This is a genomic window from Lentzea atacamensis, from assembly GCF_003269295.1.
GTDB classification, from domain to species: domain Bacteria; phylum Actinomycetota; class Actinomycetes; order Mycobacteriales; family Pseudonocardiaceae; genus Lentzea; species Lentzea atacamensis.
Genome location: NZ_QLTT01000006.1, coordinates 494,218 through 507,837, shown reverse-complemented (window position 1 = coordinate 507,837; position 13,620 = coordinate 494,218). Strand labels below are relative to the sequence as shown.

Genomic DNA, 13,620 nt, shown 5'->3' with positions numbered 1-13,620 from the left:
TAGACCTGTCGCCGTGAAGAAAACCATCCCAGTGCTGATCGCCGTGCTGCTGGCGCTCGTCGCCTGTGGCAGCAAGCAGGACAACGGCAACGCCAAGAAGGACGACACGGGCGACATGGTCAAGTTCGCCCAGTGCATGCGGGACAACGGTGTCGACATGCCCGACCCCGAGGACAACGGCAAGGGCGGTGTCGTGATGCGCGCGGCACCGGCGGAGGACGCCGGCTCCGACGGGCAGGCGAGCAAGTTCGAGGCCGCGCACAACGCCTGCAAGCAGCATCTGCCCAACGGCGGCGAGTTCAAGCCTCCGTCACCGGAGGAGCAGGACAAGATGCGTCAGCAGGCGAAGTGCATGCGGGACAAGGGCCACAACTGGCCTGACCCGCAGTTCGACGGCAACGCCAAGGGACAGGCGATCGAGCTGCCGGACATGGAGGACGAGAAGGTCAAGCAGGACATGAAGGACTGCGGCCTGAACATCCAGATGGCGACCGCGCCCGAGGAGGGCAAGTGAAGCGGAAGGTCGTCATCACCGCGATCATCGCGGCCGTGCTGCTCGGCACGGGTGGGGTCGTGGTGCTCACCAGAGTCGCGTCGAGCCAGGCGAACGCAGAGCCTCCCAAGCCGGATCCGGTCAAGACGGCTCCGGTGAAGAAGACGAACCTCGCCGACCAGCAGTCCATCTCCGGGCAGCTCGGCTACGGCGCGGAACGAGCGCTGGCCGGTCGCAAAGGAGGCACCATCACGGGTCTGCCCGACCAGGGCGCGGTCATCGACCGCGGCAAGGCGGTGTACTCGGCAGACGCGAAGCCTGTGCCGTTGTTCTACGGATCGCTGCCGCTCTACCGCGACCTGGAAGCGGGCATGCCGAACGGACCCGACGTCAAGGTCGTCGAAGAGAACCTGTCGGCCCTGGGGTTCAAGGACTTCGGTGCCCCCGACGAGAAGTTCACCTCCTACACCGCCGCCGCCATCAAGAAGTGGCAGAAGGCGAACGGCCTGGAGCAGAACGGAAAGCTCGGCCAGGGCGACGTCGTCGTGCAACCGGGCGCGATCCGGGTGTCGTCGCTGGTCGCGCAGCTCGGCGCGCCCGCTGGCGGTGAGGTGATGAAGGTGACCGGCACCGAGCGCGCGGTGACCGTCGAACTCGACACCAACAAGCAGCGCCTCGCGAAGATCGGAGAGAAGGTCGAGCTGTCGATCCCCGGCGGCAAGCCCACCACCGGCACCATCCAGTCCGTCACCAAGACAGCGGGCAACGGCATGGACCAGAAGGCGAAGCTGGTGCTGACCATCTCGGTCGACGACGCGGCCGCCGCGGAGGGCGTCGACTCGGCCACGGTCTCGACCGTCTTCACGGTCGGCAAGAAGCAGAACGTGCTCGCGGTGCCGATCGGCGCGCTGCTCGCGTTGTCCGAGGGCGGCTACGGCGTGGAGACCGAGGATCGCAAGATCATCAAGGTCACCGTCGGCCTGTTCGCCAAGGGCCAGGTCGAGGTCAGCGGTGACGGCCTGCGCGAGGGCATGAAGGTGGTGACCACCGAGTGATCACGATCGACCACGCGAGCCGGACGTATCCGGGTGGCGTGCAGGCGTTGCGGGACGTGTCGCTGAACGTCGGGGGCGGCGAGATGCTCGCGATCGTCGGCCCGTCCGGCTCCGGCAAGTCCACGCTGCTGCACCTGATGGGCACGCTGGACAAGCCGACCACGGGCCGCGTCGAGATTGACGGTCACGACGTGTCCTCTTTGTCGGACAACGACTTGTCGGCCTTGCGGGCACGCACGATCGGCTTCGTGTTCCAGCAGTTCTTCCTCACCGACGGCCTGTCGGCGATCGAGAACGTCGCCGCGGGCCTGGTCTACGCGGGCGTGCCGCGGCACAAGAGACGTGCCCTCGCGATGTCCGCTTTGGACAGAGTCGGGCTGATCCACCGCGCACTGCACAAGCCGCACGAGTTGTCCGGTGGTGAACGTCAGCGCGTCGCCATCGCTCGCGCGGTCGTGAACACGCCGGGGATCCTGCTGGCCGACGAGCCGACCGGAAACCTGGACACGCGCAACGGTGCCGGTGTGCTGGAACTGTTGGAGGGCTTGAACAACGACGGCACCACAGTCGTGCTGATCACGCATGACCGCGACGTCGCCGCACGGGCGCCACGACGCATCGAAGTCCGCGACGGGGTGATCGTGTGATCGACCTGCTGCGCCTCGGCTTCTTCGGGATGCGCACCCGCCCGATGCGCGCGGTGCTGTCCGCGCTGGGCATCGCGATCGGCATCGCCGCACTGGTCGCCGTGATCGGCATCCCGGCGTCGAGCGCGCAGGCGTTGAGGGACAAGCTCAACACGCTCGGCACCAACCTGCTGACCGCGGCGCCCGGCCAGACGTTCGGCGGCAGCGACGCCAAGCTGCCGGAGACCGCGGTGCCGATGGCACGCCGGATCGGCGCGGTCACAGCCGCCAGCGGCACCGGCTCCATCTCGGCGAACGTGCGCAAGACCGACCACGTGCCGTCCAGTGACACGCTGGGCCTGCGGGTGGCCGCTGCGGACCAGGACCTGCTGAAGGTGCTCGACGCCAAGGTCGACAGGGGCCGGTGGCTGCAGCCCGGCGAGAAGTCCATCGTGCTCGGCTCGACCGCCGCCTCGCGTCTGGGCATCGAACGCGTCGGCACGCAGGTGTGGATCGACGGGCAGTGGTTCAGCGTCGTCGGGATCCTCGCGCCGCTGCCGCTCTCGCCCGAGATCGACAGGGCCGCGCTGATCGGCTGGGAGGCGGCGAAGGAGGTGTTCGGCTTCGACGGCAGCCCGAGCACCGTGTACGTGCGGACCGACAAGGAGCAGGTCGACGAGGTTCGCAAGCTGCTCGGCCCGACGTTGAACCCTCAGCAGTCCAACGAGGTGAAGGTGTCGCGGCCGTCCGACGCGCTGGCCGCGCAGCAGATCGCGGAGAACAGCTACAACGCGCTCTTCCTGGGACTGGGCGTGGTCGCGTTGTTGGTGGGTGGCGTCGGCGTGGCGAACACGATGGTGATCTCGGTGCTGGAACGGCGCAGGGAGATCGGTCTGCGGCGGGCGCTCGGGGCGACCCGGCGGCAGATCAGATGGCAGTTCCTCACCGAGTCGGTGCTGTTGTCCGGCCTCGGCGGCCTCGTAGGGGTGGTCGTCGGGATCGCGGTCACGGCTGGTTACGCGATCAGCCAGAAGTGGCCGGCGGCACTGCCGTGGCCCGCCCTGCTCGGGGGAGTGGGCGCGGCCATGGCCATCGGCGCCATCGCCGGCGTCTACCCGGCGGTCCGGGCGGCCCGCCAGTCGCCGACCGAAGCGCTTGCCTGAAAGCCCTGGGGTGCACCGAGAAGTCTCGCGGTGCACCCCAGGTTGCGCTTCTCAGAGCTGGCCGACGACCCAGTCGACGGCCTGCGTGAGGATCGTGATGTCGTTCGGCTCGATGGCCGGGAACATCGCGACCCGCAGCTGGTTCTTGCCGAGCTTGCGGTACGGCTCGACGTCGACGATGCCGTTGGCGCGCAACACCTTCGCCACAGTCGCCGCGTCGACGTCGTCGTTGAAGTTGATCGTGCCGACGACCTGCGAGCGGTCAGCGGCCTTCTCCACGTACGGCGTCGTGTAGGCGGTCTTCTCGGCCCAGTCGTACAGGCGGCTGCTGGAGTCCTTGGTGCGGCTGACCGACCAGTCCAGGCCACCGTTGCCGTTGATCCAGTCGATCTGCTCGGCCAGCAGGAAGAGCGTGGCGATCGACGGCGTGTTGTACGTCTGGTCCTTGGTGGAGTTGTCGAGCGCCGTCGGCAGCGACAGGAACTCCGGCACCCAGCGGTCCTTGAGCTCGTCGACGCGCTCCAGGGCCTTGGGCGACATCAGCGCGATCCACAGGCCGCCGTCCGAGGCGAACGACTTCTGCGGCGCGAAGTAGTAGACGTCGAAGTCCTCGGCCTTGACCGGCAGACCACCCGCGCCCGACGTGGCGTCGATGGCGATGAGCGCGTTCTCCGACCCCTCCGGCCGGAGCACGGGCATCGCGACACCGGTGGAGGTCTCGTTCTGCGCCCAGCCGACCAGGTCGGCGCCCTCGGCGTAGAAGAGCTCGGGCGCGGTGCCCGGCTCGGCCTTGGTGACCAGCGAGTCCTTCAGGAACGGCGCGGTCTGCGTCACCTTGGCGAACTTGGACGAGAACTCACCGTTGGTGAAGTGCTGGGCGGTCTCGCGGACCAGTCCGAACGAGGCCGCGTCCCAGAACGCCGTGGTGCCACCGTTGCCGAGCACGACCTCGTAGCCCTCGGGCAGCCCGAAGAGCTCACGCAGCCCGGACCGGACGCGGCCGACGAGGTTCTTGACGGGCTTCTGCCGGTGAGACGTGCCGAGCAGCGCCGCACCCTCGGACGCGAGGGCGGCGACGGCCTCGGGCCGCACCTTGGACGGCCCACAGCCGAAGCGGCCGTCGGACGGCTTGAGCTCGGCGGGAAGCACCAACGTGGTCGGATCGGCGGTCTGGGTCATGTGGTCACGCCTCCGGGGCGGATTGACGAGCTGAAGGGACCTGACCGGCGCCGTTGCCGGAGTTCACAGTGTTGCAGGCGGGTGGCCGGGAGATGTCAGCCGGGTGTCCTGGGTCACGTGGTCGGTCGACGGTAACGGACCGGTCGACCGAAGTTGATCAGCATCCCCAAGTTGATCATCACTGCCGTTCTCTGTTACGGTCCGTGACCTCGGTTCACGTATGGTTACGGAGAGTGTGTTCAGTGTTGCGGATGTGTGCTGGCATGGGTGGCAACAGCGGCACCACGGATGAGGATGACTGAACCGCGCCCTGTTAGCGACGTGAGACCGCGCGCTGTTCTTTCACCAGCTCCAGTCGCGCGCCGGCGCGGTGTCGGACTGGCGGGTCGAAGAGTTCCAACGTGATCGTTTGCCTGCGCATGTCGTCCTGGCACTTGTCCAAGCGATAGCCGTCCGGCGTCTGCCCGATCGGCTCCACGTAGGCGTCGGTGTCCGTGGGCAGGACGACCTTGTAGATGGCGTGCGCGACCGGTTGGGCGAACATGAGGGCGAACTCGTCCGGCGAACCTTCCATGAGCGGCAGGCATCGTTTCGGCCAATCGAGCTCCACGGCGAACGAGATTTCCGAATCTTCCTGCGGCGGTGAGTGGAAGTGAATTATCGCCGTCATCGCCCCGTCTTTCGGCCATGACAACGTCTTCTGCAGTGTGGTGCCCGCAGAGCCGTCGACGAGCAGGTTTCGGACGGACATCCTGACTCGGTGGCGGTATCGTGCAGGCTGATTCCAGCCGCAGCCGAATTTCAGCCGGATGAAAAGAAGATCGGCTCGTAGTGGGCGGAGCCTCACCGTCACCTTGGCCTGCGCGTCACCTCGATCGCCGATGACCATGGTCTCGTCCCACTCGCGAATCTGGTAGCCGGCTCGAACCTTGTCGATGTGGTTGCAGTAGCGCGAGACCAGCTCTTTGTGTGCTTCGAGCTCACGTCGTTCGGAACCGCGGTTTGCTGCCAGCACGATGCCCGCAGTCGCGGCGAGCAGGATCGCTGCCACCAGCGCGCCCGATTTGATCGCTGTACTGCCGAGCACGGCGCCGAGCAGTACCGCGAACGACATCAGTCCGACGACAGCTTTGGCTACGGCGGGTGGACCGTGACCGCGAATAAATTCCTCGAGGAAAAGAATCGCTTCCCGCAGCATCCGTCCCCCCGACTGATGTCCCTGCCAGTGCTGATGACTGTTCGTATGAGCACAATCAACAGATTGTTGCGCCGGTTTTCAGTTCGTCAGGGGTCGACACTCGAACGGCGGCCTGGTCGGCGTGCCATTTCACTGGTGTGCAGTAATGCGCCATGTCGGGGCGTCACCGCAACATGCCGCGCTCCATCGCAGTGGTGACCGCCGCGGTGCGGTCGGACACGCCCAGTTTGTTGAACACCCTCAGCAGGTGAGTCTTCACGGTCGCCTCCGAGATGAACAACGTCCGTCCGATCTCGACGTTGGACATACCCTTCGCCACCAGCCGCAACACCTCGGTCTCCCGCGCGGACAGCGGCGGTGTCCGCACCTGTCCGACGACCTTCGCGACCATCGACGGCGCGAGCACCGTCTCACCACGTGCCGCCGCCCGGATCGCGGCGATGAGGTCCTCGGTAGTCGAGTCCTTGAGCAGGTACCCGGACGCCCCGGCTTCGACCGCGCGAAGAATGTCCGAATCGGTTTCGTACGTGGTGAGCACCAGCACCCGCGGCCCGGTCCCGACGATCTTCGACGTCGCCGTCGCCCCGTCCATCTCTGGCATCCGCAGGTCCATGAGCACGACGTCCGGCTGCAACGCGGCGGCCTGCGTGATGGCCTCCTGACCCGAGCCCGCCTCGCCGACGACCTCCAGATCGTCCGCCACGAGCATCCCCCGCAGGCCCTGGCGGACCACCGGGTGGTCGTCCACCAGCAGAATCCTGATCACAGCGGTACCTCCACCAGCACCGACGCCCCCTCATCGCTCGACAACGAGAGCGTCCCACCCACCTGTTCCAGCCGGGCACGCATGCCCCTCAACCCGAAGCCCTCCGGCGCGTCGCCGAACCCGCGGCCGTCGTCCCGCACCTCCAGCGAGACGCAGTCCTCGTCGAACCTCAGCACGACGTCGACCCGCGAGGCGCCCGAGTGTCGTGCCACGTTGTTCAACGCCTCCTGCACGGTTCGCAGCAGCACGACCTCGACCGATGTCGGCAGTCCGGCGGCATCCCCGATCACCCGGAACGAAGACGGCAGAGCAGCCCCGGAAACCAGCCGCCGCAACGCGTCCTCCAACGAGGAACCGTCCAAAGGAGATGGTGCGTTGGAAGCCACCAGCGCCCTTGCCTCACGGAGGTTCTCCCGCGCGGTCTGCAGCGCCAGCTCGACGTTCGGCTGTGCGCCCTGCAGCAGCGTGATGATCGACGTGAAGCCCTGCGCCAAAGTGTCGTGAATCTCGGCGGCCCACCGCGCCCGCTCGGCCTCCAGCGTCAGCGCCTCGATGCGTTGCAGCAGTTCGCCGCGCTGCTGGTTCTGCTGCGCGATCCGGCTGACCGCCCATCCGAATGCCTGGGAGAAGCCGATGATGATCAACGCGGCCGGCCACGACAGCGCGGGTACCGCGCCGGCGAACCAGGTCAGGAGCTGCGGCGTGAACACGAACAGCGCCATCGGGTAGAACGCCCACGTGACCGGCAGCACCATGTAGATCTGCGGAACCAGGCCGAACAGAGCGAACGTGGCGTTGCCGCTGAACCAGACCGCGGGCGCGAAGGTGGCGAGCGAACCGGCCGCGTAGACGAGGCCCTGCCAGTTGCCGTCCTCGCGCTGCACCAGTTTCCGGCCGTAGAACACGAACCACAGGCCGTTCAAACACAACAACCCCGCCGCCGACAGGCGGTCGGCGAGGGTGTTGTTGTCGATCAGGACGAGTGCGAGCGCGGTCGCCTGGGTGATCGCGAAGAGCACGTACCAGGTGATCAGCGGCTGGTGTTGCTCCACTTGAAGGTCCGGCTGACCAGCACCAGTCCCGCGATCGTCCACGCCCCGAGCACCAGCGCGATCCTGCCGAGCTCCCATGATCCCGCCGCCTCCATGACCGCGTAGCCGTCGTCCAGTGCGAACACCGAGCGGAAACCCTGACACACCCACTTGAGCGGGAAGAGCGAACCCGTCACGCGCAGGGACTCCGGCAGCGCCGACAGGCTGATGAAAACACCGGACAGGAACTGCAGCACGATGTACGGCAGGTTCAGCACGCCTGACGCGTTGCGGGTGGACTTCGCGATCGAGCTCAGCGCGACACCGATCAGCGAGCACGAGATCACGCCGAGCACGAACACCCAGCCGAACGTGAACCACTTCTCGGCGGTGGAAGGCAGCTCCACGTCGAACCGCAGCATCGCGACGACCAGCAGCAGCACGGCTTCGAACAGGCTGGACACGAAGACCAGGACGATCTTGCCGATGAAGTAGGACGTGAACGGCATCGGCGTGCCGCGCAGGCGCTTCAACGTGCCGTCCTCGCGGTCGGCCACGACGCTCATGCCGAGCCCGACGAACGACGTGGAGATGATGCCGGCGCCGATCATGCTGGCGGCGAACATCTGGCCCTCTGCGGCCTCGTGCACGTGAACGGTGCCGAGCAGCAGCATCAGGATTGCCGGCAGCGACACCGTGAAGATGAGATTTTCCTTCTGCCGGAAGAACTCCCGCAGCTCGGTCGCACCCCTCGAGAGACCGAGCGACAGTGTCGATGGCAGTGCGGCTGCGGTCGTCATGCGATCAGCTCCAGGTAGACGTCTTCCAGCGACGGGCGGGTGACGGTGAGTTCGGCGAGCTCGCCGTGCCTGGACAGGTCGGCGATCACCTTGGTGGGTTCGGAGGTGCGGACTTCCCGGTAGCCGCGGTCGGACAGCCAGCGGACGGTCGCGTCGGCGTGCGCACGGCCGCTGAGCGTCTGCGGTGTGCCCTCGGCGACGATCCGGCCGCCCGCGAGCACGGCCACGCGATCGGCGAGCGCCTCCGCCTCGTCCAGGTAGTGCGTGGTCAGCAGGATCGTGGTGCCCTCGCCCGCCAGCAGCTTGATCAGGCCCCAGAACTGGCGGCGTGCCTGCGGGTCGAAGCCCGTGGTCGGCTCGTCGAGGAACACCAGTTCGGGGCGGCCGATGATGCCGAGCGCCACGTCGAGCCGGCGGCGCTGGCCACCCGACAACGTGCCGGCGCGGGACTTGGCCTTCTCTGTGAGCCCGACGAGGTCGATGACCTCCTCCGGGTCGCGCGGGTCGGCGTAGTACCTGGCGTAGTGCTGCACGGCCTCGCGCACGGTCAGCGTCGCGGCGTCCGTCGCGCTCTGCAGAACGATGCCGAGCCGCGAACGCCACTCCCGCCCGGCTTTGGCCGGATCCACGCCGAGCACGCTGACCTCGCCGCCGTCGCGGTCGCGGTGGCCCTCCAGGATCTCGACGCTCGTGGTCTTGCCGGCCCCGTTCGGGCCGAGGACGGCGAACACCTCGCCGCGGGCGACGTCGAGGTCCACCCCTGCCACCGCCTGGTGGCCCTTGTAGGCCTTCGTCAGGCCCCTCACTCGAATCGCGTTCATGGGGTAAATCCTGCGGTTTTGCCCCATGAACGCGGGACGACCGCACCGCTGACTCCGGCTGTCAACCGGTCGATGGACACGTGACCGTGTTTCGGCCGTGTTTCCACTCCGCGATAACGAGCTTTCGCGTGTTAGAACAACCGGGTGCATCTGACGCCGCATGAACGCGACAAGCTCCTCGTGCACGTCGCCGCCGACGTGGCCCGGCGCCGGCTCGAACGCGGGGTGCTGCTCAACTACCCCGAGGCCGTCGCGTTGATCACCGACCACGTGCTGGAGGGCGCGCGGGACGGCCGCACGGTCAGCGAGCTCATGGAGAGCGGCCGCACGGTGCTCGCGCCGGAGCAGGTCATGCGCGGGGTGCCGGAGATGATCGACTCGGTGCAGGTCGAGGCGACGTTCCCGGACGGCACGAAGCTCGTCACCGTGCACCACCCGATCGCGCCGTCCGCCGGGCCTGCGCCAGGTGAGGTGATCGTCGGTGGCGAGCCCGTCGAGCTGAACCCCGGCCGGCCGCGCATCACGATGATCGTGGTGAACGCCGCCGACCGGCCCGTTCAGGTCGGATCGCACTTCCACTTCGCCTCGGTCAACACCGGCCTGGAGTTCGACCGGGAGGCCGCCTTCGGCTACCGGCTGGACATCCCCGCGGGCACCGCGGTGCGGTTCGAGCCGGGTGTGGAGCGCGAGGTCACGCTGGTTCCGTTGGCAGGCTTAAGGATTGTCCGGGGGTTGCAGCGATGATCGACCGCGAGCGCTATGCCGAACTGCTCGGGCCGACCGTGGGCGACCGGATCCGGCTCGCCGACACCGACCTGTTCATCGAGGTCACCGAGGACCGCTCGCGCGGTGCCGGATCGGGCGACGAGGTGATCTTCGGTGGCGGCAAGGTGATCCGCGAGTCGATGGGTCAGGGGATCGCGACCCGTGCCGAGGGCGCGCCGGACCTGGTCATCACGGGTGCGGTGATCCTCGACCACTGGGGTGTCGTCAAGGCCGACGTCGGCGTGCGGGACGGGCGGATCGTCGCGATCGGCAAGGCGGGCAATCCGGACACGATGGACGGCGTCCACCCCGATCTGGTCATCGGGCCGTCGACGGAGATCCTGTCCGGCAACGGGAAGATCCTGACCGCGGGCGGCATCGACTGCCACGTGCACTTCATCTGCCCGCAGATCGTGGACGAGGCGCTGGCGTCCGGGCTCACGACGCTGGTCGGTGGCGGCACCGGGCCGGCGGAGGGCACGAAGGCCACCACGGTGACGCCCGGTGCCTGGTACCTCGACCGGATGCTGACGTCGATGGACCACATGCCGATCAACGTTCTGTTGCTGGGCAAGGGGAACACCGTCTCCGTCGAGGGCCTGCGCGAGCAGCTCACCGGTGGCGCGGGTGGTTTCAAGCTGCACGAGGACTGGGGCACCACGCCCGCCGCGATCGGCGCGTGCCTGCGGGTGGCGGACGAGTCCGGTGTCCAGGTCGCGATCCACACGGACACGTTGAACGAGGCGGGCTTCCTGGAGTCCACTGTGGACGCCATTGCCGGCCGGTCGATCAACGCCTACCACTCGGAGGGTGCCGGTGGCGGACACGCGCCGGACATCATCCGGGTGGTCTCGCTGCCGAACGTGCTGCCGTCGTCGACGAACCCGACGCGGCCGCACACCGTCAACACGCTCGAAGAACACCTCGACATGCTGATGGTGTGCCACCACCTCAACCCGTCCGTGCCGGAGGACCTGGCGTTCGCGGAGTCGCGGATCCGGCCGACCACGATCGCGGCCGAGGACCTGCTGCACGACCTGGGCGCGATCTCGATGATCTCGTCCGACTCGCAGGCGATGGGCAGGGTCGGCGAGGTGATCATCCGGACCTGGCAGACCGCGCACGTCATGTCGTCCCGGCGTTCCATGGACTCGAACCTGCGGGCGCAGCGGTACGTCGCGAAGTACACGATCAACCCGGCGATCGCGCACGGCATCGCTTCCGAGGTCGGCTCGGTCGAGGTCGGGAAGCTCGCCGATCTGGTGCTGTGGGAGCCCAAGTTCTTCGGTGTGCGGCCTTCCGTGGTGCTGAAGGGCGGCTTCATCGCCTGGGGCGCGATGGGTGACGCGAACGCCTCGATCCCGACGCCGCAGCCGGTGTGGGCGCGGCCGATGTTCGGCGCCACGGCCGGAGCTGCTTCGAGCGTGTTCTTCGTTGCGCCGCAAGCGATCGAGGCCGGTATCGCGAATCGGTACGCGCGACGGGTGCTGCCCGTCGCCAACACCCGGTCGGTCACGAAGGCCGACATGGTGCTGAACGACGTGATGCCGGACGTGCGCGTTGACCCGGACAGCTTCGCCGTGCACGTCGACGGTTCGCTGGTGGAACCGTCGCCGGTCGCGGAGCTGCCGATGGCCCAGCGGTACTTCCTGTTCTGATGCTGACCGCGCTGATCCTCGCCGACTCCCGGTTCCCGGGTGGTGGGCACGTGCACTCAGGAGGCTTGGAGGAGGCCGCCGCGCGCGGGTTGGTCACGGACGAGCCGTCGCTGAAGTCGTTCCTGCACGGGCGTTTGCTCACCACCGGCTTGCTGGCGGCCGGGTTCGCGGCCGCGGCGGCCAGGGGCGAGGACCTGGAGCTGCTGGACGCGGAGCTGGATGCCCGGACGCCGTCACCCGCCCAGCGCGAGGCCTCACGGGCGCAGGGACGCGGCATGCTGCGGGCGGCTCGGCGGGCCTGGCCTTCTGAGCGGCTTGCCGCGCTGTCGAGGGACCCGCACCAGCCGCTGGTGATCGGAGTGCTGGTCGGCGACCCGTACGAGGCCGCGCTGACGTGCGCATATCTCGCGGTGAGCGGCCCCGCGTCGGCCGCGGTGAGGTTGCTCGGACTGGACCCGTTCGGGGTCAACGCGATCGTGGCGGCGCTTCCGGTGGAGGACGTCGCCTCGCGGGCGGTGAAGGAACTGCCCGCACTTGGTTCACCTGCCTTGGACCTGCTGGCCGAGGCCCACGTACGACGCGAAGGGGTGCGTCTCTTTGGGAGCTAACCACGGGCCCGACCCGCACGATCACCACCACGGCAGCGCGCCGCGCATCGGCATCGGCGGCCCGGTCGGCAGCGGCAAGACCGCGCTGACCGCCGCGCTGTGCCGGGCGCTGGGTGAGCAGCTGTCGCTGGCGGTCGTCACCAACGACATCTACACGACCGAGGACGCCGACTTCCTGCGGCGGGCGGGCGTGCTGGACCCGGCGCGCATCGAGGCCGTGCAGACCGGGTGCTGCCCGCACACCGCGATCCGCGACGACATCACCGCGAACCTCGACGCCGTCGAACGTCTGGAACACAAGTTCCCCGCGCTGGACCTGGTGATCATCGAGAGCGGCGGCGACAACCTGACGGCGGTGTTCTCGCGCGGCCTGGTCGACAAGCAGATCTTCGTCGTCGACGTGGCCGGCGGCGACAAGGTGCCGCGCAAGGGCGGCCCCGGCGTGACGACGGCAGATCTTCTGGTCATCAACAAGGTGGATCTGGCGCCGTTCGTCGGCGCGAACATGGACGTGATGATCTCGGACGCGCACCGGATGCGGGGCGAGCTGCCGGTCATCGCGCAGTCGCTGGTGGAGACGCCGGAGGCGCCCGAGGTCGCCAAGTGGGTGCTGGCTCAGCTGTGAAAGCTTCGGCGCGGTTGGTGGTGGGGCTGGACCCGCACGGCAACAGCGTCGTGCGGGTCCTGCGCTCGCAGTCGCCGTTGACGCTGGTGCCGGCGCGACGCGTGGGTCCGGTCGCTCTGGTGCACCTCGTCAGCTCCGTGACGTCCCCGCTCGGTGGAGACTCGCTGGAGCTGACGGTCGAGGTGGGCCCTGGAGCCTCGCTGGATCTGCGCGGAGTGGCGGCGACCCTGATGCTGCCCGGCCCGACCGGCCTGCCCTCCTCATCGGTGCTGCGGTTCTCGGTGGAGGGCTCCGTCCGGTACGTGCCGGAGCCGACCGTGGTGACGAGCCGTGCCCACCACACCGCGGTGGTGGAGGCCGAATTGGACGGTCACGCAGAGTTGCTGCTGCGCGAGGTCCTCGTCCTCGGCCGGGTGGGCGAGTCCGCCGGCACGCTGTCGACCTCGGTGCGCGCAACCCGTTGTGGCAAGCCGTTGTTGCACCAACAGCTCGTCGTCGGCTCGCCGTCGATCGACTCGTCCGCCGCCGGGCTGGCGGGCAAGCGGGTCGTCGGCACGTCGTTGATGTTGGACGCGGTGCCGCGAGCGTCCGATGGCGGTGAGTGGTGGAACGTCGTTCCGTTGGCAGCGGGCGGAACCCTTGCCACCGCCTTGGGGGATGACGTGGTGACGGTCACACGTGTGCTCGATGCCATCTGACTCGATCACGGTCTCGATCCAGAACTGTTCTTTCTACGGACAGTCACCGTTCAGGTGGTGGCCATCACCGCGCAGGCGGTTTCGGGATTCGTTCGCCGTGCGTATGGTCGCGGGGCCAGGGACCACGAGTTCTG

15 protein-coding genes are annotated in these 13,620 nt (G+C 68.1%); 9 read left to right on the top strand and 6 right to left on the bottom strand.

Annotated elements, in window-relative coordinates; all coding sequences use genetic code 11:
- The first annotated feature begins 13 nt into the window (after nucleotides 1-13).
- The 4 genes from C8D87_RS28250 to C8D87_RS28235 are packed head-to-tail and all read left to right on the top strand — an operon-like array spanning nucleotide 14 to nucleotide 3,337.
- Nucleotides 14-514, top strand: coding sequence for a hypothetical protein (locus C8D87_RS28250; protein WP_112228977.1), 501 nt, complete (start codon nucleotides 14-16; stop codon nucleotides 512-514).
- Nucleotides 511-1,548 carry a peptidoglycan-binding domain-containing protein gene (locus C8D87_RS28245; protein ID WP_112228976.1) on the top strand — a complete coding sequence of 346 codons (1,038 nt, stop codon included), beginning with the start codon at nucleotides 511-513 and terminating at the stop codon, nucleotides 1,546-1,548. The genes C8D87_RS28250 and C8D87_RS28245 overlap by 4 nt, the downstream gene beginning before the upstream one ends.
- Nucleotides 1,545-2,195 carry an ABC transporter ATP-binding protein gene (locus tag C8D87_RS28240; RefSeq protein WP_112228975.1) on the top strand — a complete coding sequence of 217 codons (651 nt, stop codon included), beginning with the start codon at nucleotides 1,545-1,547 and terminating at the stop codon, nucleotides 2,193-2,195. Before C8D87_RS28245 ends, C8D87_RS28240 begins: the two co-directional genes overlap by 4 nt.
- Nucleotides 2,196-2,224: 29 nt before the next feature.
- On the top strand, nucleotides 2,225-3,337 hold the full coding sequence (locus C8D87_RS28235; RefSeq protein WP_233442342.1) for an ABC transporter permease: 1,113 nt from the start codon (nucleotides 2,225-2,227) through the stop codon (nucleotides 3,335-3,337).
- A 51-nt stretch (nucleotides 3,338-3,388) separates the two neighbouring features.
- Here the strand turns inward: C8D87_RS28235 and serC are convergent, their stop codons facing one another.
- The 6 genes from serC to C8D87_RS28205 all read right to left on the bottom strand — a co-directional run bounded on the left by serC (nucleotide 3,389) and on the right by C8D87_RS28205 (nucleotide 9,132).
- Nucleotides 3,389-4,516, bottom strand: a complete 1,128-nt coding sequence (gene serC, locus C8D87_RS28230) for a phosphoserine transaminase (RefSeq protein WP_109631809.1) — start codon at nucleotides 4,514-4,516, stop codon at nucleotides 3,389-3,391.
- A gap of 313 nt (nucleotides 4,517-4,829) precedes the next feature.
- Nucleotides 4,830-5,714 carry a hypothetical protein gene (locus tag C8D87_RS28225; protein WP_146771891.1) on the bottom strand — a complete coding sequence of 295 codons (885 nt, stop codon included), beginning with the start codon at nucleotides 5,712-5,714 and terminating at the stop codon, nucleotides 4,830-4,832.
- A gap of 163 nt (nucleotides 5,715-5,877) precedes the next feature.
- Entirely contained in the window at nucleotides 5,878-6,480 is a 603-nt protein-coding gene (locus C8D87_RS28220; protein WP_112228973.1) for a response regulator transcription factor, read from the bottom strand.
- A complete protein-coding gene (locus C8D87_RS28215; RefSeq protein WP_170166608.1) occupies nucleotides 6,477-7,532 on the bottom strand; it encodes a sensor histidine kinase in 1,056 nt (351 codons plus the stop codon). Before C8D87_RS28215 ends, C8D87_RS28220 begins: the two co-directional genes overlap by 4 nt.
- Nucleotides 7,511-8,311 (bottom strand): ABC transporter permease, encoded by an 801-nt coding sequence (locus tag C8D87_RS28210; protein ID WP_109631818.1) that lies wholly within the window; start codon nucleotides 8,309-8,311, stop codon nucleotides 7,511-7,513. The genes C8D87_RS28215 and C8D87_RS28210 overlap by 22 nt, the downstream gene beginning before the upstream one ends.
- Nucleotides 8,308-9,132, bottom strand: a complete 825-nt coding sequence (locus tag C8D87_RS28205; protein WP_112228971.1) for an ABC transporter ATP-binding protein — start codon at nucleotides 9,130-9,132, stop codon at nucleotides 8,308-8,310. Before C8D87_RS28205 ends, C8D87_RS28210 begins: the two co-directional genes overlap by 4 nt.
- Before the next feature lie 144 nt (nucleotides 9,133-9,276).
- Between C8D87_RS28205 and C8D87_RS28200 the strand changes: the two genes are divergently transcribed.
- Genes C8D87_RS28200 through C8D87_RS28180 form a run of 5 tightly spaced genes read left to right on the top strand, consistent with a single transcriptional unit; the run spans nucleotide 9,277 to nucleotide 13,486 of the window.
- On the top strand, nucleotides 9,277-9,876 hold the full coding sequence (locus C8D87_RS28200) for an urease subunit gamma (RefSeq protein WP_112228970.1): 600 nt from the start codon (nucleotides 9,277-9,279) through the stop codon (nucleotides 9,874-9,876).
- Nucleotides 9,873-11,555: an urease subunit alpha gene (locus C8D87_RS28195; protein ID WP_112228969.1), complete on the top strand. Its 1,683-nt coding sequence runs from the start codon at nucleotides 9,873-9,875 to the stop codon at nucleotides 11,553-11,555. The genes C8D87_RS28200 and C8D87_RS28195 overlap by 4 nt, the downstream gene beginning before the upstream one ends.
- Nucleotides 11,555-12,163, top strand: a complete 609-nt coding sequence (locus C8D87_RS28190) for an urease accessory protein UreF (protein ID WP_407656828.1) — start codon at nucleotides 11,555-11,557, stop codon at nucleotides 12,161-12,163. Before C8D87_RS28195 ends, C8D87_RS28190 begins: the two co-directional genes overlap by 1 nt.
- The gene (gene ureG / locus C8D87_RS28185; RefSeq protein WP_325049721.1) at nucleotides 12,153-12,788 is read left to right on the top strand and encodes an urease accessory protein UreG; all 636 of its coding nucleotides are present in this window, start codon (nucleotides 12,153-12,155) and stop codon (nucleotides 12,786-12,788) included. Before C8D87_RS28190 ends, ureG begins: the two co-directional genes overlap by 11 nt.
- Nucleotides 12,785-13,486, top strand: coding sequence for an urease accessory protein UreD (locus tag C8D87_RS28180; protein WP_112228968.1), 702 nt, complete (start codon nucleotides 12,785-12,787; stop codon nucleotides 13,484-13,486). Before ureG ends, C8D87_RS28180 begins: the two co-directional genes overlap by 4 nt.
- Nucleotides 13,487-13,620: the final 134 nt, after the last annotated feature.